The 23121-nt window shown below is 35.2% G+C and carries 25 protein-coding genes and 1 pseudogene; 19 read left to right on the top strand and 7 right to left on the bottom strand.

Translation table 11 applies throughout. The features are described from left to right. Positions 1 to 280: 280 nt before the first annotated feature. From ASU02_RS17295 to ASU02_RS17280, 4 genes are all read left to right on the top strand, one after another. A complete protein-coding gene (locus tag ASU02_RS17295) occupies positions 281 to 652 on the top strand; it encodes a hypothetical protein (RefSeq protein WP_057765893.1) in 372 nt (123 codons plus the stop codon). A gap of 16 nt (positions 653 to 668) precedes the next feature. Further along, positions 669 to 1184 (top strand): RNA polymerase sigma factor, encoded by a 516-nt coding sequence (locus ASU02_RS17290; RefSeq protein ID WP_057766043.1) that lies wholly within the window; start codon positions 669 to 671, stop codon positions 1182 to 1184. Further along, positions 1165 to 1416: a hypothetical protein gene (locus ASU02_RS17285; protein WP_057765891.1), complete on the top strand. Its 252-nt coding sequence runs from the start codon at positions 1165 to 1167 to the stop codon at positions 1414 to 1416. The genes ASU02_RS17290 and ASU02_RS17285 overlap by 20 nt, the downstream gene beginning before the upstream one ends. Positions 1417 to 1486: 70 nt before the next feature. Then, positions 1487 to 1927: a PH domain-containing protein gene (locus ASU02_RS17280; protein ID WP_057765889.1), complete on the top strand. Its 441-nt coding sequence runs from the start codon at positions 1487 to 1489 to the stop codon at positions 1925 to 1927. 85 nt (positions 1928 to 2012) lie between these two features. On the opposite strand, the gene ASU02_RS17275 is transcribed toward ASU02_RS17280, so the two are convergent. Together ASU02_RS17275 and ASU02_RS17270 are read right to left on the bottom strand one after the other, a co-directional pair. Continuing rightward, positions 2013 to 3386, bottom strand: a complete 1374-nt coding sequence (locus ASU02_RS17275) for an MDR family MFS transporter (RefSeq protein WP_057765887.1) — start codon at positions 3384 to 3386, stop codon at positions 2013 to 2015. Positions 3387 to 3558: 172 nt separating this feature from the next. Next, the gene (locus tag ASU02_RS17270) at positions 3559 to 4056 is read right to left on the bottom strand and encodes a DUF6985 domain-containing protein (RefSeq protein ID WP_057765885.1); all 498 of its coding nucleotides are present in this window, start codon (positions 4054 to 4056) and stop codon (positions 3559 to 3561) included. Between the two features lie 451 nt (positions 4057 to 4507). Between ASU02_RS17270 and ASU02_RS26470 the strand changes: the two genes are divergently transcribed. The 10 genes from ASU02_RS26470 to ASU02_RS17220 all read left to right on the top strand — a co-directional run bounded on the left by ASU02_RS26470 (position 4508) and on the right by ASU02_RS17220 (position 12611). Next, positions 4508 to 4678 (top strand): hypothetical protein, encoded by a 171-nt coding sequence (locus ASU02_RS26470; protein ID WP_157684527.1) that lies wholly within the window; start codon positions 4508 to 4510, stop codon positions 4676 to 4678. Positions 4679 to 4828: 150 nt separating this feature from the next. Then, positions 4829 to 5239: a phosphate-starvation-inducible protein PsiE gene (gene psiE / locus ASU02_RS17265; protein ID WP_057765883.1), complete on the top strand. Its 411-nt coding sequence runs from the start codon at positions 4829 to 4831 to the stop codon at positions 5237 to 5239. 314 nt (positions 5240 to 5553) lie between these two features. Beyond that, positions 5554 to 6120 carry a sigma-70 family RNA polymerase sigma factor gene (locus ASU02_RS17260; protein ID WP_057765881.1) on the top strand — a complete coding sequence of 189 codons (567 nt, stop codon included), beginning with the start codon at positions 5554 to 5556 and terminating at the stop codon, positions 6118 to 6120. Continuing rightward, on the top strand, positions 6117 to 7220 hold the full coding sequence (locus tag ASU02_RS17255; protein WP_057765878.1) for a DUF4179 domain-containing protein: 1104 nt from the start codon (positions 6117 to 6119) through the stop codon (positions 7218 to 7220). Before ASU02_RS17260 ends, ASU02_RS17255 begins: the two co-directional genes overlap by 4 nt. Positions 7221 to 7397: 177 nt before the next feature. Further along, positions 7398 to 8234, top strand: coding sequence for a C39 family peptidase (locus tag ASU02_RS17250; RefSeq protein WP_057765876.1), 837 nt, complete (start codon positions 7398 to 7400; stop codon positions 8232 to 8234). Positions 8235 to 8296: 62 nt separating this feature from the next. Further along, positions 8297 to 8848 carry a TVP38/TMEM64 family protein gene (locus ASU02_RS17245; RefSeq protein ID WP_057765874.1) on the top strand — a complete coding sequence of 184 codons (552 nt, stop codon included), beginning with the start codon at positions 8297 to 8299 and terminating at the stop codon, positions 8846 to 8848. A 469-nt stretch (positions 8849 to 9317) separates the two neighbouring features. Continuing rightward, positions 9318 to 9761 carry a MarR family winged helix-turn-helix transcriptional regulator gene (locus ASU02_RS17235; protein WP_057765870.1) on the top strand — a complete coding sequence of 148 codons (444 nt, stop codon included), beginning with the start codon at positions 9318 to 9320 and terminating at the stop codon, positions 9759 to 9761. A 52-nt stretch (positions 9762 to 9813) separates the two neighbouring features. Next, positions 9814 to 10758 carry a ring-cleaving dioxygenase gene (locus ASU02_RS17230; RefSeq protein ID WP_057765868.1) on the top strand — a complete coding sequence of 315 codons (945 nt, stop codon included), beginning with the start codon at positions 9814 to 9816 and terminating at the stop codon, positions 10756 to 10758. Positions 10759 to 10761: 3 nt separating this feature from the next. Continuing rightward, the gene (locus ASU02_RS17225; RefSeq protein WP_057765866.1) at positions 10762 to 11817 is read left to right on the top strand and encodes an LLM class flavin-dependent oxidoreductase; all 1056 of its coding nucleotides are present in this window, start codon (positions 10762 to 10764) and stop codon (positions 11815 to 11817) included. A gap of 227 nt (positions 11818 to 12044) precedes the next feature. Further along, positions 12045 to 12611 carry an NADPH-dependent FMN reductase gene (locus tag ASU02_RS17220; RefSeq protein WP_057765864.1) on the top strand — a complete coding sequence of 189 codons (567 nt, stop codon included), beginning with the start codon at positions 12045 to 12047 and terminating at the stop codon, positions 12609 to 12611. A 146-nt stretch (positions 12612 to 12757) separates the two neighbouring features. Here ASU02_RS17220 and ASU02_RS17215 read toward each other — a convergent pair whose 3' ends face one another. The 3 genes from ASU02_RS17215 to ASU02_RS17205 form a co-directional block, all read right to left on the bottom strand. Continuing rightward, the gene (locus ASU02_RS17215; RefSeq protein WP_057765862.1) at positions 12758 to 13225 is read right to left on the bottom strand and encodes a hypothetical protein; all 468 of its coding nucleotides are present in this window, start codon (positions 13223 to 13225) and stop codon (positions 12758 to 12760) included. A 171-nt stretch (positions 13226 to 13396) separates the two neighbouring features. Next, positions 13397 to 13786 carry a hypothetical protein gene (locus tag ASU02_RS17210; RefSeq protein ID WP_057765860.1) on the bottom strand — a complete coding sequence of 130 codons (390 nt, stop codon included), beginning with the start codon at positions 13784 to 13786 and terminating at the stop codon, positions 13397 to 13399. Between the two features lie 234 nt (positions 13787 to 14020). After that, the gene (locus tag ASU02_RS17205; protein WP_057765858.1) at positions 14021 to 14467 is read right to left on the bottom strand and encodes a MarR family winged helix-turn-helix transcriptional regulator; all 447 of its coding nucleotides are present in this window, start codon (positions 14465 to 14467) and stop codon (positions 14021 to 14023) included. Positions 14468 to 14743: 276 nt separating this feature from the next. On the opposite strand from ASU02_RS17205, the gene ASU02_RS17200 reads away from it, so the two are divergent. Both ASU02_RS17200 and ASU02_RS17195 read left to right on the top strand, forming a co-directional pair. Further along, entirely contained in the window at positions 14744 to 16129 is a 1386-nt protein-coding gene (locus tag ASU02_RS17200) for an MFS transporter (protein WP_408607284.1), read from the top strand. Between the two features lie 641 nt (positions 16130 to 16770). Beyond that, complete coding sequence (locus ASU02_RS17195) at positions 16771 to 17313, top strand: NADPH-dependent FMN reductase (RefSeq protein WP_057765854.1); 543 nt, start codon at positions 16771 to 16773, stop codon at positions 17311 to 17313. A 324-nt stretch (positions 17314 to 17637) separates the two neighbouring features. On the opposite strand, the gene ASU02_RS17190 is transcribed toward ASU02_RS17195, so the two are convergent. Continuing rightward, positions 17638 to 17973 carry a 2Fe-2S iron-sulfur cluster-binding protein gene (locus ASU02_RS17190; RefSeq protein ID WP_057765852.1) on the bottom strand — a complete coding sequence of 112 codons (336 nt, stop codon included), beginning with the start codon at positions 17971 to 17973 and terminating at the stop codon, positions 17638 to 17640. 660 nt (positions 17974 to 18633) lie between these two features. Continuing rightward, positions 18634 to 19500 carry a LysR family transcriptional regulator gene (locus tag ASU02_RS17185; RefSeq protein WP_057765850.1) on the bottom strand — a complete coding sequence of 289 codons (867 nt, stop codon included), beginning with the start codon at positions 19498 to 19500 and terminating at the stop codon, positions 18634 to 18636. 622 nt (positions 19501 to 20122) lie between these two features. Here ASU02_RS17185 and ASU02_RS17180 point away from each other — a divergent pair. The 3 genes and pseudogenes from ASU02_RS17180 to ASU02_RS17165 all read left to right on the top strand — a co-directional run bounded on the left by ASU02_RS17180 (position 20123) and on the right by ASU02_RS17165 (position 23048). Continuing rightward, positions 20123 to 21295: an MFS transporter gene (locus ASU02_RS17180; RefSeq protein ID WP_057765848.1), complete on the top strand. Its 1173-nt coding sequence runs from the start codon at positions 20123 to 20125 to the stop codon at positions 21293 to 21295. A gap of 442 nt (positions 21296 to 21737) precedes the next feature. After that, entirely contained in the window at positions 21738 to 22013 is a 276-nt protein-coding gene (locus ASU02_RS17175; RefSeq protein WP_157684526.1) for a nuclear transport factor 2 family protein, read from the top strand. Between the two features lie 561 nt (positions 22014 to 22574). After that, positions 22575 to 23048, top strand: a pseudogene (locus tag ASU02_RS17165) (DUF523 domain-containing protein). Positions 23049 to 23121 lie beyond the last annotated feature (73 nt).

Here is a 23121-nt window from a genome sequence, read left to right as displayed (position 1 = left end):
CTAACTGGACTGGATGTAATGATTGAAGGATAAAAAATGATGGGCATGATGAAAAGCTAGACTTTAATCGTAATGAACCGTAAAGAATTTTGAGAAAATGATCTCGTTTTCAATTCAATTGGCTAACGGCACTTGTTACATAGATCATTTGGGGATAGTAAAAAATTTGATAGCTGATCCTTAGCAGCATTCATTAGTTTGAAAAATTTTTTCACTTAAAATGAACTTTTTCCCCTTCTCGCATGTAAAGTAAGAAAAGAGAGAAAAGGGGTAGTTTATTATGGATACTGGCTGGATCATTTCTCTAGTAATTGGTGGAGTGTTAATGGTGCTCATATTAGCGATTGCGATTCCGATGGATCGAAAACATATTGTACGTGAGAATGGCAAAATTAATTTTAAAAAGACAAAAATATATTTACGTTGGAATGTTTTTGATACTCTTACACTTTGTCTAGCTATTTATTCAATTATTTGTGTTCAAGTATTAAATCTATTAATTTCGAAGGGCGAAAATGTAGAAAATGCTTTTGTCCAGTTTTTCACGAATCAAGCACAGGTATGGACGCTTGTTTCGATGATCTATTTAATTTCAAGAGTTTCACTAACGCTGAAGGCGATTAAAGAGCGCTGGGGAGATCAAATTGATTGAGCGTGCAGATGAGTTAATGATTGCATATCAAAAGGGAGATGACGAAGCATTGGGAAGCATCTATACCCTTTTAAAGCCTGCTCTATATTCATTTATTTATCGCTATACAAGGGATCAACAATTATCGATTGATATTGTTCAAGATTCATTTGTCAAGCTTCAGCGTTATAAACATCATTATCAGCCAGGTAAAGGGAAGGTTAAATCTTATCTTTTTCAAATAGCTTACCGATTACTGATAGATAAATTAAATCGGCGGAAAAAATGGCAATCGTTTATGCCTTTTCTTGCACCAATAACGAAAGAAGAATTTCATCATACCGATCGGCTGACGATTCGGGAAGCCATTTCAAATCTCCCAGATAAACAGCGCGCAGTCATTCTTTTATTCTATTATCATGATATGAAACACGAAGAAATTGCAGAGATCCTTAATATCCCAAAAGGAACAGTTAAATCGAGATTACACACAGCAATCCAAAGTTTAAAAGTAGAACTGGAGGGTGATTTCAATGAATCACGATCCCTTTAAAAAGGAACATCATCTTCGTACAAAGTTAGATGAATATCATGTGGAAATTCCTGATTTTCCAATGCAGTCGCGGGGGAAAAGATGGGAGCGTTTTATTAATTTTCTTGCCTCGCCAGCGAAAGACCCAATTGAGCCACTCATTTCAACAACAGCAGGGTTTGCTGTATTAAAATTGGCACCAATTATAGGAATGGCAGTTATCTCTATTTTACAGCTATTCTTTTTTCTTTAAAAAGGAATGATGAATCTAGAAAAGTTCATATCCTGTTTATATGAATAATATAAAACTGGGGGGAGGCAACATGGTCTTTCAATCCAAAATTGATAAATATTATCTGTATGTACTTATTAGTGCCATAGTAATTATCGGGATAGCATGTGTTTTACCTCTTTTTCTTGATAAGCAAATAGATTTATTCGGTATTGTATGTATGCTTTCTATATTCTTCCTAACAGTGGGATTTTTGCTTTGGATAAGTTTTTCAATCAGTTATTCATTTCAGGAAAATCATTTGCTTGTAAAGACCGGACCCTTTAAAAAACGTGTCCAATATATAGAAATAACAAGCATTCGCCCCACAAAAGATATTTTTACAGGCTATCGTATTTTATCCTCAATGGATGCAATAGCTATTTCCTATCGGTCAGGTCTTATGGGTGAGATAAAAATTTCCCCTAAAGATAAGGATGCATTCTTATCAGAATTAAGGGCGAGAGTGCCTGCAATGAAAGAAAATAAATAAAATGGATGGGACCAGGAGTTCGGCCCCTTGTTCCATCCATTTTATTTTTGGTTATATGAGACAGTGAACCTGCCCCTTTGATTCGTTATCTTACGGCAAGTTCAGACTCTTTCTTCCTGATAAGCACACCGGTTACAACAAAGGAACAGATGGCTAAAACAACGAGTAAGATAAATACAGAATGTAAGCTGGATTCTAATGCAGGTCCTCTTAGTTCATCACTTAGCAATAGACCTGAAACGGCGATCCCAATCGTTTGTCCTAGGTTTTTCATTAAATTATGAGATCCCATCGCGGCACCGCGCAGATGCCATTCAACAGCTGATTGCACGGCAACCGTAAATGCGGTAAAGGCTAATCCAAAACCGAGTCCAATAAATGCGGTAACCACCATCATCATGAGCACTGGCGTATTTGTTTGGAAGAAAACAAAGCCGGTACAGCTGAGTATAACAATTAAAGTACCTATTAGGGTAACATGGGCAATTGACTTATTGCCTAACCATTTTCCGCAAAAGATTGCTCCAATCGGCCATGTGACAGACATTGGCAGCATCGCAATTCCCGAATAAGTGGCATTTAAATTGGTTACTCCTTGCACCCATAATGGAATGTAGAAAGTTACCGTTACAAGAATAAAGCCTAATAGAAATCCGGCAATATTTGAAACAGTAATAAGTGAATTCTTAAATAGTGAAAGTGGCAGCATCGGCTCTTTCCCTTTTGCTTCAATCCAAATAAATAAGCAAAGGCCAATGAACGCAATAATTAGGAATGCAGTAATGCTTCCTGTAACTTGTTTGTGCTCTTTTAACAGTGTTAATGCATATAAGAATGATGTCATACAAATGGCAAATGTGAGAATCCCGGCATAGTCGATTACTTGCTTTTTCTTTTCTATTTGCTCTTTTAAAGAAACCCATAATAAAATTAATGAAATAATTCCAAATGGAAGGTTCATGTAGAAAATCCAGTGCCACGATATGGTGTCGACAATAAACCCGCCAACAAGTGGGCCTGCAATTCCTGCGATTCCCCACATACTGCTGATCCACCCTTGAATCTTCGCTCGCTGTTTAAATTCAAATACATCCCCTATTATGGTGAACGGAATTGTAGTTAACGCACCAGCTCCGATCCCTTGAATTAAGCGGAATAGAACAAGCTGTTCCATCGTTTGTGATAGACCGGAAAGCATGGAACCAATGAGAAAAATTATTGTTCCAATGGCAAACATCAGTTTTCTGCCGTATAAGTCAGCGAGTTTTCCAAATACGGGTGTACTGATAACTGTAGCTAGAAGGTAAACAGATATCACCCACGTATATAATTCACTTCCGCCTAAGTCTTCTACAATTTTTGGCATAGCCGTACTGACAATTGTCCCTTCAATTGCAGTAAGAAAGGTTGCAATTAACAAGGCAATAATAACGGATTTATGCTTTGTTTCGTTATTCAATTTGTGTCTCCTCTTTTCTTACTTGATTCGCCAATAGAAAACCTTCCAATTTATGTAAACTGGAAGGTGTTTAATATGCATTATATAGTATAGCATGTTTTACTGAAAAAATTTATTGAAAAAATGTTTTCAATTAACATTAATAGATTTATATATCGACTTTCTCTGATAATTAAACAATCGCATCATCTATCGTACCAATGGCAACTATTTCCTCGTTTTTTAGCAGGATACCTAATCCATGACCAGGGTCCCAACTGCATTCAAATGTAATCCCCAATTTTCTTAAGCCAGCTTGTTCCTTTTCGGCTATAAAAATGCCCATATCCGTTAAAAAACAGCCAAGTTCATTTTTGTCTTTAATAATCGGTGCATCATACATGTTACGATTGTTTTGATAGTATTCGAATATGGCCGTCTCTAGCTTTAAAATAATTTCATTCTTATTCTCGTAAAACTTCAACAAAGCTTCTACTTGCTCATCTTGAAAATGACCTTTTACATCTTCAGCAAATTCTATGACCTGATCAAATTCTTCGTCATATTCTAGAATGTCAATAACCGCTTCAAATTCTTTATCAAATACGATTAATTTTTGATCTTGCCTCCATACGCATTGGTCTTCTTCGAAATAAAACCTGCCACATAATTCATGAATTAATTCTTTCATTTGCAATCGCTCCTATTTTCGACTCATTCTATATGAATTATGGTAGTCCCTCGAAGAATCTTTTACAAGTATTTTCCACTCTCCTGATAAAATGATGAATAATACACAGATACTTATTTCCTATGAGGTATATGTATAAATTTAGAGTTAAGATGTACTAGTTTAAAGGTAAATAGATCGATATTATTAATAACTGAAAAATTTCGAACAGCTTGCAAACTAAATATTGCTGATAGAGTAGTTTAGTTAAATGGCTCAGACATTCAACACTTGCATATGAACGTTGAACGCTATGGGACGTTGTTTCCTATTGCACCGGCACGTGGAAGACTAAGCGATTTTTAGACTTAGGGATCACATATTTTCAGTGGCGGACCTTTAACAATTAGCATATAAGAATCGGATAAATATCATCATCGATATTCCGTATTTGTTAGTGAAGGAAGATCCTATGGAAAACAATAATAAGCTAAGAATGTTAGATGATACATTTATAAATAGGGAAACAGGTGAAGAAGTTGAGGATATTACAATTATGATTGATGGGAAATTTAAGCAGGCATTAAATATATTTGTGGATAATCTGCCTGGGTATTCTAGTAATAATGAAGTCATTCGTTAAATTATCTCAGCGTTACTCAATAAATAATGGAATCTATGAAAAAATAAGCTTAATTTTAAATCCTCTTTACATAAACTTTACGAAATATGTCTATCTTTTTGTCTTAATATCTTTTTAAAATTAAGGAACTGAAGATAGGCGGGTGAGAGGATGAAAAGTGCTGTTGAAAATATTATAAGGTGGATCCCTTTAATGTTACAATTGATTTTGAATGTTTCACTTGTTATTTTAGCAGGCATTTTATCTGCTTTACTGGTAAAGGAGTTAATTGTTTTTATTGAATTGCTTTTCAATAATGACAGCAATGATTATAAACTTTTTCTTGCCAATATACTTATCTTTTTTTTGTATTTTGAATTTATATCTATGATTGTGAAATACTTCAAGGAGAATTATCATTTCCCGCTGAGATACTTTATCTATATTGGTATTACCGCGATGATTAGGTTAATTATTGTCGACCATGATAATCCTATGAATACCTTACTCTATTCAATTGTTATCCTAGTTTTGATATTTGGATATTTCATCATGTATATTACCCCTCGTGAAAGGAGTTAGTTTCGCAATTTATCCTCCTCAATCCTATGCCAAAAATGTGACCGCGATTTGCTGACATGTAAGAAGTTAATAAGTGGTTGTATTTTTAAGTAAAACCTTGCCTAATAATTTATTGGCAGGGTTTTTTAGCTGAAAAAACACATTGATATGTATTCAAACGGTGTTAGTCTCTAAGATTCATAATACTGATACAAAGCTTTCTCCGAAAAATAATATCGGTTAAAATAAATATTTTCTAAATCTGTGAGAAAAATTCTTTTTCATAACGTTGTATACAGTGTAAAAGCTTTTACAAAAGAATAAGGGGAATTGACATGAAATGTAATGAAAACAATTATATTCAACGATTGCAGCATCAAAAGGAAGATGCGTTAGAGTTTATTGTTGATAAATACTTACCATTAATGAAGGGGATTTCCCATAAAATACTTGCGCCGCTGAAGAATGAAGGGATCATTGAAGAATGTATTAACGATATTTTTCTATCAATCTGGAACCATTCAAAGAAATTTCACGGAGATGAAACAGACTTTAGAAAATGGATTTGTTCGATTGCAAAGTTCAAAGCGATTGACTATTACAGAAGAACAACTAATAAGAAGGAATTTGCTAGAGACATCATTGTGGAGCATGTTGAGAAATCCGCTGAGGATGAACTATTACTTATGGAAGATAAATCAGATTTAATCCGGCTAATCAATCAATTAGAACCTGTTGATAGGAAGATTTTTATAATGAAATTCTTTTTAGGGCTAAGAACAGAGGAAATATCACTTAGACTTGGTTTAACGGAATCTTCAATAAGCAATCGCATTTATCGCGGGAAAAAGAAGCTGCACATAAAAGCTGCAAATCTTGACCTTGGAGGGAATCTTGTATGAAGGATATTTATGAACTTTTAAATGATATTGACATCGACGAAACTGAATATGAAGAAATTGAAATAGATGAACTGGAGAAGGCAAGAGTGAAAAAAGCGTTAAGAAAATCGATTCGTCAAGAGAAAAAGGTGAAGGGATGGAAGAAAAATGTAGCTGCTGCCGCTATTCTCTGCGGATTGTCAGTGACAGCTATTGGATTGACTATGCCAGCCTATGCGGGCAGCATTCCGGTAATCGGGGATATTTTTAGGTTCTTGGATAATGGGCGGACTGGTCTTTATGATGATTATAAAGAATATTCGACAGAAATCAATATGACTGATGATAGCAATGGCATTAAAGTCACGCTAAACGATGCAATCTTTGATGGCAAAACGATTTCATTAACTTATTCAATCGTTAGCGAGCATGATTTAGGGGATAATCCGATCTTAGAAGATTCCTTAGATATTAAAGGAGTAGGCAGCCAATCAGGAAGTGCACGCATTTCAAAGGTGGATGATCACCAATATGTCGGCATCGTTACAGCAAGCAATCTAGATCGGGATCAAGTTGATAGGGCTAAGATTAAGTGGGAGATCGATCGTATAACATTGCCAGATCAACAATATAAAGAAATTAATGGCAGCTGGAAGTTTGCTCTTGCTTTAGAGGCAACGGAAAGAAAAGATGTAATTAGTGAGGGAAGTTCAGAACTTAAGGGGGTAAAGGTGAATATTGGAAAAATATCCTTTACACCGATGTCATTCATCGTATATTACGATCAGATAATATCCAAGGAAGTCAGCAACAAATGGCATGCAGTAGATGTTGAAATTGAGATCAGGGATGACTTAGGAAACTTATATACTGGTGAGGGAAATGGCGGTTCAGGTGACGGCTATAACATGAGCTGGAGTAAGACCTTTGAAAAACTAGATGAACATGCATCAAAGTTATTTATAACCCCTCATATTATGTTTAGAGAACATACTGCTGAAAATTTCGGCTCTGTTGAAATGACAAATGATGGACCAAAGGAAATCCCAATCCCTGAAAAACCAGGAAAAGGGAAAGAAGAGTTTGTATTAGAGGATATTGTAATAGAGTTGGAAAAATAAGCGGAGAGAAATAGTCTGGCTGTACTGGTTTTTGTTGTAAATGTGAAAAGTGAATATCTATATGGAAATACTTATTGTTTGGTAATGAGTAGCTTATAAAAAAAGCAGGAAGATTGTAACCTTATTCTTCCTGCTTTTTTTTTTATTGCTAGAGTTCCTTCTAATGGAAAACAAAAAATGACGAAACAAGGGCGAATAATCATTGTTAATAGAGATACGTATACACAAGTTCCTATAAATAATTCTGGATTTACAATAGTAGATTTGAAATCTGGGGAGATAATTGAATCGTTAACAACTGATGAAGCAGGTAAGGCAACTTCAGGACCACTTGATATGGGTACTAGTTATATAATTCAGCAAAATATGGTAATGCAGCCATATGAATTAGATAGAAATGAGATACCTGTTAAAATCGATCAGGAAATCCTTGAGATTACTACTACAAATCATATATCTTTAGGTAATGAAATAAGTAGAGAAACAAGTGTTGGGAATGCAGATCATACTTACGTATTTATTCCTGTTAAAAGCCTAATGCAGTATCCGGAACTGCCCAATGGATGTGAAATAACTTCATTAACTTCTGTACTAAATTATTATGGATATGATGTTACGAAAACTAAAATGGCTGATAAATATTTACCAAAGGCGCCATTTGAGAAGAAAAATGGCAAGATATACGGCGCAGATCCCTATAAAGCATACGCTGGGAATCCGAGGGAACAAAGAGGATTTTTTGTGCCAATTGTTGAGGCAGCTAATCAATTTCTTAAAGAAATTGAGGGGGAAAAAGTTGCGAAAGATCTAAGTGGTAGTAATAGGGAAGAAACTCTTGAGCAATTAAATAAAGGTAATCCCATTGTCATATGGGTAACACTTGATTTAAGTAAACCTAAAATTGGACATTCCTGGTATATTGATGGTACCGAAGAGCTTTTCAATGCTCCAGTAAACTTACAAGAGAATAGCAATTTTGATGTAGTTAATCATTGCAATGAAGAATACCAATAGATAGGAAGCAATTAGGTATAAAAGCAGTGTTTTTAATTTATAAATGAAACTCGGTGATTTGAATGGAAATACAGGTTTTACAATGGTTTGAAGGAAGCGGCATATACGCAGTACTCATAAGTATCTTATTAAATATTATTATTAGTGTCTTTGGTGTAATCCCAAGTGTTTTTATAACATCTGCCAATATAGCTTATTTTGGATTTAGGAATGGATTACTGATGTCTATACTAGGGGAAGCAGTGGGAGCGATAATTAGTTTTTATCTATATCGAAAAGGTATTAATAAAGTAAAAACTAAGATATCAATTAAAAATAAATATTTAATTAGATTGCAGCAGACTAAAGGGATGGAGGCTTTCTTGCTAATATTAGCACTTAGAATTTTCCCATATATCCCATCTGGTATCGTGACGCTAGTGAGTGCCGGGAGCAAGGTTGGTATTTGGAACTTTTCAATTGCTAGTACCGTAGGGAAAATCCCTGCTCTATTTATAGAAGCGTACTCTATTCAGCAGATTCTAGAATGGACATTACAAGGAAAAATAATCCTTGGAATACTATCAATTTTCCTGCTTGTATTTTTAATGTTTAAAATAGTTTCAAATGGCTAGATGGCATTTTCTTATAGAGGGTGTGGGAAAGATGAATCTAAATGTTAGATACTTTATCTTGTAAAAGAATTTCCTTATGGAGTTTACCGTTACTGATAAAAACCATAAAGGTGTCAAAAGTTTTTTATAAAACCAAAAGATTGCCCAAGTTAGGAGGGAAACTTAAAATTGATAACTACATATGTTTACTGGTTAAATTAGCTCTGGCAAACTTTTGGTTTAATAAGAGGAAAACTTTTACTTTTTTATTTGGTGGCATACTTATGCTTTAAAAAACGTTATGAGTTTATATAATTTATTACGAATTGTATTGAAAAAATAGTAAACGCAAATATTTGATCAGATGTAGGGATGATGGATTTATTTTAGGATAGAAAAAGAGTAAAGTATTTCGAATTTGAGATATTTCTCTTGTATTTTTATCAATTGAGTGGTAAAGTGAGTTTATCGAAAGGGAGTGATAAACAATATGCAAAAAAATACTCGCGGGTCTTTAATCTGGTTGAGGCTTACACGATTCACACATCAAAGTAATTTACTATCAAATGACTTTTTAAAGCAATTTGATTTAACAACTGCACAATTTGATGTATTAATGCAAATCTCAACATATGAACCATTAACACAAAGTGAGCTTGCTGAGAAAGTCACAGTGACACAAGGCGGTATTTCGCGTATGCTCGCTCGACTTGAAAAAGAAGGACTCATTGAACGCAAGCAAGAGTGGAAAACGAAAACGATCTCGTTAACGAATAAGGGACGAGAAAAATTAGATAGCGCCTTTGAAGATCAACTTGAATTTCAATCCTCATTCTTTGATGAGTGTTTATCAGAAGAGGAACAAAAAATGTTGTATTCGCTCATGTCACGTGTACAAAAAAATAGTGAAGAAAAGAAATTGCCGAAAAGGTAATTTTTTTACCCTATCACTTGACTATTCAAATGATATTTAGGAGGAAAAACTTATGTATACAATACCAGGACATCATCATATTTCAATGATTACAAAAAATGCAAAACAAAATAACTACTTTTATCGCGATGTACTAGGATTACGGCGTGTGAAAGTAACGGTAAATCAAGATGATCCGTCGATGTATCACTTATTTTACGGAGATAAAACAGGAAGTGCTGGCACAGAGTTATCATTCTTTGAGATACCACTCGCTGGACGCACATACCGTGGCACAAATGCTATCACCCAAATCGGTTTGCTTGTACCAACAGAAGAGAGCTTAATCTATTGGAAAGACCGATTTGAGGAATACGGTGTACAACACAGTGACATCACAACGTATGCCAATAAACCAGCTCTTCACTTTGAAGATTCTGAAGGCCTCCGATTGGTGCTACTTGTGTCGAACGGTGAGAAAGCCCAGCATTGGGAGACGTGGCAAAAATCAAACGTACCAATAGATTATCAAATTCAGGGGATGGGCTCCGTGGAAATGACTGTTCGCCGACTTGATAAATTAGCAGATACACTTACTCAAGTTTTTGGCTATACAGAAGTATCACGTATGAAAAATGAAGCAATTTTCCAATCGATACAGGGCCAAGTATTAGGAGAAATCGTTGTGAAAACTTTAGACGGTCCTTCTGAAAAACCAGGACGTGGCAGTATTCATCATTTAGCCATTCGAGTTAAAGATGAGGTTGAACTTGCTTACTGGGATAAACAAGTTAGAGCACGTGGTTTTCATTCATCGGGTATTGTGGATCGATTCTACTTTAAGAGCTTATATTTCCGCGAATCAAACGGCATTCTATTTGAAATTGCTACAGATGGACCGGGCTTTACAATCGATGGAGAAATTGAAACACTGGGTGAAAAATTAGATTTACCACCGTTTTTAGAAGGTCGTCGTGCTGAAATTGAAGAAAAGTTACAACCAATTGAGGGGGATTAATTTATGGAACAATATCGAATCAATCCATCAAAAGGCATGGAATTTGGACTTTACTCGTTGGGAGACCATATTCCCAACCCAATTACAGGTGAGCGTATATCAGCGAGTCAACGAATTAATGAATTAATTGAGGCAAGCAAGCTAGCAGAACAAGCTGGTATTGATGTTTTTGGTGTTGGTGAAAGTCATCAAACATACTTTACAACTCAAGCTCATACCGTAGTTCTTGGTGCCATAGCACAAGCTACAAGTAAAATTAAAATTACAAGTTCTGCAACGGTATTAAGCGTATCAGACCCAGTACGTGTGTATGAGGACTTCGCCACAATCGATTTAATTTCAGACGGCCGTGCTGAAATCGTTGCAGGTCGTGGTTCTCGTGTTGGTGCTTATCACTTACTTGGCATTAATTTACAGGATTATGAGGAAATTTTCGAGGAGAAATTAGAACTTCTCAAAAAAATAAATGAAGAAGATCATGTTACATGGCAAGGCGAATTCCGTGCTCCATTACAAAATGCACATATTCTGCCACAGCCAAAAAAAGGCTCAATTCCCATTTGGCGTGCTGTCGGTGGCCCACCTGCGAGTGCCATAAAAGCCGGCCATATGGGAATTCCAATGATGCTAACTACATTAGGCGGTCCAGCAGTCAACTTTAAGCACTCCGTTGATGCATATCGTGAGGCAGCTGAACAGAGTGGCTTTGATTCAAATTCATTACCAATTGCAACAACAAGCTTGTTCTATGTAGCAGATACAACTAAAGAAGCATTACAAGGCATGTATCCACATATCAATGGTGGATTCCAGGCGATTCGTGGTGACGGCTACCCTAAACAGCAGTTTGCTCAAGCACCTGATACACGTGACGCATTAATGGTGGGCAGTACACAACAAATAATTGAAAAAATCCTATATCAAAATGAACTTTACGATATGCAGCGCTTTATGGCACAAATTGACTTCGGGGGCGTACCATTTGAAAAAATTATGAAAAACATCGAAATCATCGGGAACGATATCATACCAGCTATCAAAAAATATACAGCTAAATAATAGGGAACATCATGAAAACCCTCGCACACAGACCTAATCGTAGGCGCGGAAACAAATTAATAATAAAAGTGATAAAAATCAAGGGGATTTCTGGGAGACGATTAACTTTAATACAACAATTAAATGAATAGAAAATCAATTGGTATTAGAGGTATTTTGGAATCTTGCGGAACAATTTCATTCTAGCAATCAAAAAACATACAACCATTAGAAAAGAGGCGAATTTCATGAAAATTGTAGCACTAGCGGGATCTATCGTTGGTTCAAAGACAAAAACAGCCATGCTTAAAACAGTTGAAATGCTTAAACAAAAGTACCCTGAGCATGAAGTTAAACTTTTAGATTTAGCAGAATATACAGTGGAATTTAGTGATGGACGTAATTACTTTGAATATGAAGGGGATACAAAATACGTTACAGAAACAATAATGACAGCAGATGCCCTTATCATTGGGACACCAACATTCCAAGCATCCATTCCGGCAACACTCAAAAATATCTTCGACTTGCTGCCAGTCAACGCATTCCGTGACAAAGTCGTAAGTAGTGTTGTGACAGCTGGTACAGCGAAGCACTATTTGATGGTGGAGCAACAATTAAAACCAGTCTTAGCCTATATGAAAGCTCATATCGTTCCAACATATGTATTTATTGAAGAAAAAGACTTTTTACGTAAGGAAATTGTAAATGATGATATCCTTTTCCGTTTAGAAAGGCTAGTCGAAGATACAGTATTAACAGTTGAAGCTTTCGAGTCCATTCGTGCGAAAAAAGACAAAGAATATGATTTTTAAGGAGAACGGCTATAGAGCCTAAAAAAAGTAATTGACCTGTAGGGTTCTGTCATCATTTTTTAACTGGATACGTTAGGAATGTCATGAAAACCCAATGATTTGCTAAAAAGAAAATGTTTCCTATGTTAAGGAATCATTTTCTTTTTTTAGTGTGAAATGTTAATTTCTTTAAATATATAACGAAATAAGAATCCAACTAATAATCCAGGTATTAAAAATAACATTGGAAGGAAAATTGGACCGAATAATACACCGAAAATAGTTAGTTTTGTTGAAAACATTAGACCAACTGTAACGAAATAAGCTCCAAAAGCAAAAGGAAAAAAAGAAAAAGGTGAAGTATTATCCCCAGCAAACTTGTAGGCATCGTACATTGCAAACATGTAAACACATGGATAAAACATCAGCCATTGATAATCGATTATTTGAATTGCCTCACTTATTTTCCCTAAAAAACTAAGCATGATTGCTTTATTAAAAGAACTCATCACGTTTATAAGAAATTCTAAGAATATGAAAATTATTCGTTTGATGATTTGCCCATTAAGAAGTTGACCAAAACCAGGAAGAGCAATGCTCCAAAATAGAGCTTCTATTTTGTTCGTTTTTCTCATCTTTCAACAAGCTCACCCTAGCTATCATTACTACGATTCCAGCAAATTGTTGCTTATTTACTCTTTGATTTTTCCGCATACAGCAACTGAAGTAGAAGCTTTCCTAATTGTTTTTTCTATTATGTATTGAAATCCATAAATAACAATTGCAAAGCCAACACAAATAAAGTATCAAACAGTATGATTCATCTTTTTTAATTTAAAAATACCAATGTTTTCCCACATTTGGGCAAAAGGGTAGGCGTTAATAACGTCTAATACTATATTTGTTATTAAGTATTTCGGGAATTTGCCATAGGTGAATTTAAAAATCCAAAGTGTTGCTACAAAAAACGGTCCTAAAATATAAGTGAAATCAACAAGACCTGGAGACAGTGGATTTTTATTTATCCACCATTTTTTCTTATTTGCGATTACGCTAAGTAAACTTATAAACAAATTGGTAAAACTTGCTACAGGCAAGAACCTAAAAAATGAGTTTTTCCCCATGAAAGGAACTGACAGCCAAGGAATGATTACCATTGCAAGGGAGAATATTATTTTTTTATTGTAATTAAACATAAATTTGCTCCTTTAACTGTAATTATTTAAATTAGTATTACCGTTTTTTTAAAACTTAAATTGATTAAAATCATAATTACTAAAAACTGATAAACTAATGGTACCTAGACACTTCTACTCGACCTGCATTATTAACCCAATATTAATGATAGAAGTTCTTCACTATTTAAAAATAAAAAAAGACGTTGATTTTCAACGTCTTTTTAAATCAAGCAATAGTTATTACACTTGTTGTTATTTCATTTTATCAAGGTAATCTTCCGCATTTAAAGATATTTTTTTAAGTAGCCTTAAAGCGTACTCTTGGTCATTCACTGACAAATCTTTAGTGATAATATTTATCCAACTTAACAAAATTGAAGTTAACTTTGATTCAAACGCATGTGCTTTCTCTGTGAGATATAATTTTTTTATTCTTTTATCCACATTAAAAACCTTTCTAACTACATATCCTTCTTTCTCTAATTTTGCGATTGCTCGGGCAGTTGTCCCTTTATCCATTTTTAATAAACATGCTATCTCATCTTGGGATAATCCTTCATTTTGATATAAAATAGCTAGGAATTGGTATTGACCTGCACCTAGACTATATTCTTTTAATTGTTCATTTATATATACATTACCGTATCTATGTAGTAATGAAATCCAACGACCAATTGACTCCTTATTATCGGTGAACATTTTTATCCCCCTTTCCTGTGTAATAATACTATACAAAAGTAATATACTAATCACCATTTTAATCTTTATTTCCGTTTTTTAACATAAAAAAAGACTTGAATCATTTTATATTATATTTTAATATTAGTTGCATAAGCAACTAATGTATTATAAAATTGCAAAAAAACCATTCAAAATAAGGTGGTTAATTAATTGCGTATACAACCTTTTCAGAGAGGGTATCTAAATCTATTTCTTAAAAAGTTGAATAATTAAATAATAAGGGGTGAGGGTATTATGAATCATATAACTAATGAAAATTCTGATAAATTACTGAGAGTTCTTGTCTTTGCATTAGTATTTTCTGTTATGAACGGCACAATGTTTAATGTTGCTCTGCCAATTATAGGTAAAGATTTCAATCTTATTCCGTCGCAGGTTAGTTGGGTAATGACTAGTTATATGGTCATTTATGCAATCGGTTCTGTCGTCTATGGTAAGCTTGCGGACAGATACAGGCTAAAAGACTTGTTAACTTTTGGGCTTTTTCTGTTTGCAATCGGTTCGATCACCGGCGCACTAGCAGCTGAATACTGGATGATTATTCTTGGACGTCTATTTCAAGCTGCAGGAGCAGCGGTTTTACCTGCTACAGCAATGATTATTCCTATTCGTTATTTTCCACCTGAGAATCGTGGAAGAGCACTAGGAACATCCGCAATCGGTTTGGCTCTAGGGAGTGCACTAGGTCCTGTAGTTGCAGGACTAATCTCAAGCTTTGGTAGTTGGAGGCTTCTATTCTTATTTTCTCTTTTAACTTTGGTCACGCTCCCTCTTTTTCGTAAATATTTGGACGATGATAAAAGTGAAGCAGGTAAAATCGATATTTTGGGAGGAAGCTTGCTGGCAGGGACTGTGGCGTTGTTTCTATTAGCGATAACCCAAAGCAATTGGCCGTTGTTTGTTATCGGGTGTATCATGTTGGTTTTATTTATCGTGAGAATCAAGACTGCCTCGAATCCGTTTATACAACCAAGTATTTTTTCAAATAAAAGCTATTCGATCGGATTGTTCATTGCATTTATGACAACATCGATGAATTTCGGTATCACATTTATGACCCCCCAGTATTTGGCTGAGTTGAATAATCTGAATCCAGGAAGTATAGGTTTTGTATTGTTCCCAGCAGCAATCATTTCAGCTATGTTGGGACGTAAAGGTGGAATATTGGCTGATGAGCGTGGAAACAGTTTTCTTTTGTCCGTTGCATCAATCATGCTGTTACTATGTTTCGTTTTACTCTCATTCTTTGTCGGATATTCACCTTATGTCATTTCAGTTATTTTAATAGCTGGGAACGTCGGTCAAACTTTCATGCAGATCACTATGTCTAATACGATTTCTCAAACTTTAGCTAAAGAGCAGGTCGGGGTAGGGATGGGGTTATTCTCCATGTTGAACTTCATATCTGGTGCAATTTCCATGAGTGTCATTGGAAAGATCCTCGACACAAAGGAAATTGCCCTACATCTAAATCCATTTGTGACAAATGAAAATGCCTATGTGTTTAGTAACATTTTTGTTGTCATGTGCTTTTTGACTATTGGAATACTGGTGCTATATCGGGTACAATTTTCGGCCGCCAATAAGTCTATGCTGGCAAACATTTCGGGAAGGGAGTAGTCAAAAAGCAATGATTAACACGTAGCCTGCTACTAATGTTAAGAGGCTGCCGATTATGATTTCGCTTAATGGCTTAACCAGCTTCCTCCACGTTACTATCCACATGGTACGGCTATATTAAATACACTATCTCAGATAGCTTGTGCAATAGGTGTTGCATATTTCATTGGTATTATGACATCTGGACAGCTTGTCTTTCTAGAGCAGTCTTCAAATCTATCATCACCCGCCCAAATGTCAGAAGGTCTGATTTTGGGTGTAAGAAATGCTTTTATGTATGGTTTTGTCCGAGCATGTATCTCTTTTATTCTAGTAATGTTGGTAAAACGGACGCAGGCACAAAAAGAGTAATTGTGTATTCGGTTCAAATCTAAAGTGGTATAAATAATGTTTTATAAAATTTGAAGTTATAAATAAGACACATATTTAGGGGATTGAAAGATACTTTATTGTGCCTACTACCACGTCTATAATCGAATTTATTTTTGCTTATTTCCTAAAAAGAATATAAGTAAGTTTATCGACTAGTTGATTAACTTTGAAAGGGGGAATGTGTTGACTAAAGTTTTTGGATAAGTGTATAAGCATGGGGTTCAAACAAATAATAATCAATGGATTGACTAATATTGGGGGTACAAATAATGACAAATGCAAAGTTAAATATAGGAATCATTTTAGGTAGCACACGTAAAGGGCGAGTAAGTCCACAAGTGGGAGAATGGGTTAAAGGAATTGCCGATAATCGTGGCGATGCGAATTATGAATTATTAGATATTGCTGATTTTAATTTGCCATTTTTGGGAACTGGTACTGGGGAAGAAGCTAAAGATTGGGCAGGAAAAATTGCAAGTTTAGATGGGTATGTGTTTATTGTCCAAGAATATAACCACAGTATAACCGGTGCTTTGAAAAATGCACTTGATTCAGCATATGCAGAATGGAACAACAAGGCTGCAGGAATGGTAAGTTATGGATCAACAGGTGGTGCTCGTGCAGCTGAACATTTACGTGGAATATTAGGTGAACTTCAAGTTGCAGACGTTCGTACACATCCAACCTTATCTTTATTTACTGACTTTGAAAACTTTAGTACCTTTAAACCAGCTGAATTACATCTTAATAATGTGAATCTTATGTTAGACCAAGTGATTGCTTGGAGCGGCGCATTAAAAAGTTTACGATAAAAGTAAATATATAAGCAAGTAGGAGGATACTAATTTATCCTCCTACTTGTGCATTAGGCTTTAGAATGAAGCTTGCAGGCAATAATCCAATATTATTGTCCCTGAAGAAACTAATATATATAATGAAATGGAATGCTTTGATGTAAAATCCTGTAAATTAGGAAATATTACTGAAGTATTGTATTTTAAATTTAACTTTATAGTTGTACGTTGAACCCCAAAAACAGGTTACATAGTTCAGGAAACGTAAAATAGTGTAATTCCTGGACTGAAACCTACCTGGGCGATTTGAACTGTAGATCATTAAATATACTTCTGCATAATTTAATCTGATGGTCTTGGACCAACAGTAAGACCCGAGTTTTCTACGGTCATAATAGGACGAACAGTAATATCTCCATTTACAAAAATTTGACAAGATAAACGAAGATAATCATCAAATAATTGATCATTCAATCCTTTTGCCTCAAAAGCTTTTTTTTCATTGCTAGTGACCTCAAGATAATCACCTGACATAACTTCCACTCTACAAGTTGTACATTTTGCTTTTCCTCCACAGCGATGAAGAATGTTAATACCGTTATCTTCCAAAGCTAGGACTAACTTTTCTCCCGTTTCCACTTCAAAAGTACCTTGACCAATTACAGTTATAAAGGGCATCTTTTTTCCACCTCAAATAAAATGATAGATGAAAATGGTTCTATTCTAAAATTAGTTATTCTCATACTTTGCATTGTTAAGACATAAAAAAGAAATTTTTTACAAATAAAGTACAAGATAATTAAGTTATTTAATTACAATAAAGTCTTTTAAAAAATAATAAAGTTGTTAAAAAATGCGATTCATTCTATTCAACAAACGAGCCAGATTGTGGAGTAACTCTTTTAATGAAAATTTAGATTTCTAAGCTACATTTTAAAGGAGATTGTGAAAATAAGTACTTAAAGTAACGGGCAGGTTAGTTTAAGTAAATTATTCACAAAATATAAAAATGCTGATTATCCTAAAAAGGAAAATCAGCTTATATTAGTTGTTTATTTAATATCTACTATATATTCTTCTCTAAATTTTACTTTAAGGTAATCCACTTCGATATTTAGAATTTTTAATTTATTTCTGATAATCTGGAATTAATATTAGCTGTTAATGCAAAACAATATATAGCAGGTACTAATAATTTTATGTGTCCAGTATAATGAGGAAATATTAATGTATAAAATGAATGCACTTTTCGCACCTTTCTTGTCAAAATGATAAATATGTTGAACTCTTCTTACAACCTCAAGGGTTTTAGCTGATATTTTAGGTGCGAAAGTTGAGTTAATTAATATTATTATTTTCTATAACGTTTACAAACGCCGCTGCTGCAGGAGTTAATTCTTTAAAAGAATGAGCAATCAAACCTATTTCCATCTCTATTGGAGGATGAATACTACAAATTACAAAATCGTGGGAAATTGAACTTAAGATAAACTCAGACATAACACCAATTCCAACGCCATTTTTCACCAAATTAATTAATGTGTCAGCATTTTGGACAATAAAACTATTATTTAAGTTAATTTTGTTATCTTTAAAAATCTCAGATACGACTTTTTCATAACCTGCTTTACATAATATTAAGTTATTCTGTTGAGCAATTAAATCTATATTATTTTTCACTTCATGTTGATCCTGTAATATCCCAACCATCTTATCTTGAATAAGAAATTTATATTCATATCCTTCAATAGGAGACAAGACGATTCCAAAGTCAACCACTCGTTCTTCAACCCATTTGTTTATCTGATTTGGTGAACCTTCCATTAGGTCGATACTGACTAAAGGATATTTCTTTTTAAATAAAGCAATTGCTTTTGAAAGAAAAATAGTTGATGCAGCTGGAAAAGAACCAATTTTTACTCCTCCACCAAGCAAGTTATTTTCTCTATTTGAAATTTGAAAAATTTTATTTTCAATATTCATCATTTGTCTCGCAAGAAGTAATACTTCTTTTCCTACATCTGTAAGTATAAGTCCTGTTTTTTTATCTCGATGAAATATCTTTACATTAAGATCATTTTCGATGTTTTTAATAGCTTTACTAACAGCAGGTTGTGATATATATAAATCATTTGCTGCCTCTGTAATGCTCATTTTGTCGGCAACTTTAATAAAGATTTTTAAATTGTTAGTTGTCATAACCATTTTGTTATCACCTCATAACGATACATGTATTTGAGTTATATGTATATATAACATAAACTACAGATATACAGCAAGAATAATAAGTTGAAATCTAATTGTATCCGGATACTATTTTTAGGGGAATGAATTTTATTAGCTCTAGCTGTTATGTCAAATCTATAAAGTTTTATAAAAACATATAATTATATAACAAGGGATCTTTGTAGGTTCAGTAATTGTTACTGGTTTTGTAAAACCAGATACCTACTATGCTCCAATTTAATCGCAGAGAAGTATTGGGAATTATACGAAAAACGTGATGAAAATGAAATTGTGTATTAATTAGAAGAGGCTGACCCAATCCTCGATTAACCCAAAACAAAGGTTTAATCAAGTAGGATGCTATCCATTAGTTGTGTAGCCGACCTCTCACACCACCGTACGTACCGTTCGTTATACGGCGGTGCAATCATTTACCTGCAATTTACGTAGATGCTCGTACTGTTCTGGGAAGTCATAATATCCAGCCAGTACGAGCATTTTGTTTGTTATGAACGGACAGTACCGGACATCTAACAAAACGTCAGAATAATTTCTGTATTTTTAACAATATAGCTATTTAAACATATCAGGAGAGTGAATTATGAAGAACACATGGAAAGTTTACGTTCTAGCCTTGATCAGTTTTTTAGTTGGAACATCCAATTACATCATTTCCGGGATATTGGACCGGATCGCAGAGACTTTGGGAACTAGCGTTGCGGCAGCAGGTCAGCTCATTACGGTTTATTCCCTAGCATATGCGGTCGGCACGCCTATTTTGATGGCGCTGTCAGCCAAAATGGACCGGCGTAAGCTCCTCCTTTATTCGCTGGGCCTCTTTATTGCAGCAAATCTACTAACATTTATAATGTCCGGCTTCGGTTTCTTCATTGCCGCGAGAATCATTACGGCGTTAGGAGCAGGGGTGGTCACAGTTAACGCGCTCAGCATCGCCGCCAAAATTGCTCAACCAGGTAAGCAGGCCAGCGCCATCGCCAACGTCACCATGGGCATAACCGCATCGCTTATTATCGGCGTCCCGCTCGGCAGAATGGTAGCCTCGGCTTTTGGTTGGAAAACGGTATTTCTGGCCATCGCAATTGTCGGGGTCATCGCCATGCTTGTCGTTGCTGCGGTTATTCCACGTATGCAGGGCGACAAGCCTGTCCCTTTGATCAAACAATTTGCTTTGTTAAAAAAACCTCAGGTATTGGTTGCTTTAGCGATTACTTTTTTCTGGCTGGGAGGATATTCCCTCGCCTATACTTACATTTCTCCTTTTCTGCTAGATGTGACTCATTTAAATGAATCATTAATTAGCGCAGCTCTGTTCGTATTCGGCATTGCCAGTTTGATTGGCTCGAAAGTCGGCGGCTACAGCGCGGATAAACAGGGCATCAAATATACGCTCGTATCAGGGATGGTGCTTCACGTCATTTCGTTGATTTTGCTATCCTTAGTCGGACAGTCGGTTATTGCCATATTCGCCATTTTGATCCTCTGGTCTTTTGCCGCATGGTCATCCGCTCCGGCGCAGCAATTTAACTTGATTTCGCTTATTCCTGAATCCTCGGGCGTCATGCTGAGTTTGAACAGTTCCATGATGCAGCTTGCCATGGCTGTCGGTGCAGGAATTGGCGGGCTGATCGTTAACCGAGTTTCTTTGGCATCTATTACCTGGTTCGGGGCACTCGGTGTACTCATCGCCATTATTGCAACGATTGTATTGTCCAGCATGGCATCACGGCATTCGGTGCTTCAATCAGCGGATTAAGGTATCCGGTATAAAAAGGGACTCTGCCATTGTACGTTTATCTTTGAATATTGCCTCTTAAACACAGCCTACAAAAACTGCATCTAATGGTTTGACCCAACCATCGAGGTGCAGTTTTTTTGTCTAAATGGAGGTTGGTTATTTTTTGACGATACTTACTCAGTTCAAAATCAGCTGACTTGAGTGAATCTAATTTTTCTTTAACCTAGAGCCTTGCTTTCTTCTGCAAAAGGGGCAGTATTCCTGTAATAAGTGGAGATAAATGCACAGATTGTGAACAATTACACTTAAACAAACGGGGGCTTTATTTTATTTAAAGTAACGTCGAGGGTTAGTGAAACAAGAGTTAGAGAGACTTTTGCAAAACTTGATAGTACGTAAAAAGAAGGCGAAAATTTACGCCTTCTTTTCTATGGTGGATAGCAAAGGTTGTCAATAATAATTGATGTCGCTGTTCGCAGATGAGGCGAGGGTGGAAGATCCTGTTGGGACACCACCAAAAATAGGAAGGAAGGAGGTAAGGAAGTTTTACTCCAAAAGTTTGTCAGGAGGAAATAAACTAGAACTATTGGCATCATCATGGGGCTCCTACGGTAAAGCAGCAATGATTACTTTTCCGGTTCATGAACAAATGGAGGTTGGCTCACTTCGTATCGATGTTACAGACGTAATGACCTTTGATTCCAACAGTAATATTATTACTATGCAAGCCTACTAGGACCCAGATGACATGCAATATCTATAGTTCTATAATAACTAAATAACAACTTAAACTTCTAATATAGATCTTAAAACATCAAAGAACATACTGATTGTTGTATTACTTCGGGCTACTGGTTGGAGAATATCAGATTTCTTAATCGCGTAAATCGTGGGAAGAAACTACAAAACAAGGCATATTTCGAATTGACATTGAAAATAAATGACCATTTAAAGTTGAACTTACGGATATTGAAAATAAAGATATCATTGAATGGGAATATATACGCCTTAATTTGGACTCTGTAAAGATGGAGCGGATTACGGAAGCAGCAAGAAGGGGTAAATACATCGCAAACCATAAAACGTAATATGACGGATGCCAGTAAAGATTCGCTTATCGATGCTAAAAATAACCGAATAAAAAAGCTTGAAGATGAAAACAAATGTTTGAAGGATGAATTATTAAAAATTACGTGGAATGGTTTACGATAAACTTTGAGATTAATAACATTATTATTGTACGGATTCAATTTAGTTGAAGAAGGAAATACGCTAGTATTAGATTGAGGTAATATCAATGATATTAGTTAGCTCTTGTTTAGCAGGGTTAGAGGTAAGATATAATGGTACGCATTGTTTTGATAAAAAGATACGTCAAATGATTGAAAATAAACTAGCAATTACTGTGTGTCCAGAATTACTTGGCGGTTTTTCAACACCAAGAGAACCAGCTGAGATTGTTGGTGGTAATGGGGAAGATGTCCTTGATGGTAAGGCTAAAGTGATCGAAAAATCGGGTAAGGACGTTACAAAACTGTATATAAAAGGAGCCTAATCAACACTGAGAAAAGCTCAAGAGGTTGGCGCCACAGTAGTTATTCTAAAGGAATTTAGCCCCTCCTGCGGAAGTACAATGATTTACAACGGTGAATTTAAAGGTAAGAAAATTGTTGGAAATGGAGTGACAACTGCTCTACTTGAAAGAAATGGCATTCAAGTTGTTTCAGAAGAGAGAATTACTGATTTTCTTGAGGAGGAATTAAAAACTTAATAAGCGAACGTTGACATGATAAAATGATCAACTTTTAAAAAATCAAAATTTACAATGAATACATGTAAACGAT

It is taken from the genome of Cytobacillus praedii (assembly GCF_001439605.1).
Classification (GTDB): domain Bacteria; phylum Bacillota; class Bacilli; order Bacillales; family Cytobacillaceae; genus Cytobacillus; species Cytobacillus praedii.
The sequence above is the reverse complement of the archived record's forward strand: the minus strand, read 5'-3'. Positions and strand labels throughout refer to the sequence as shown.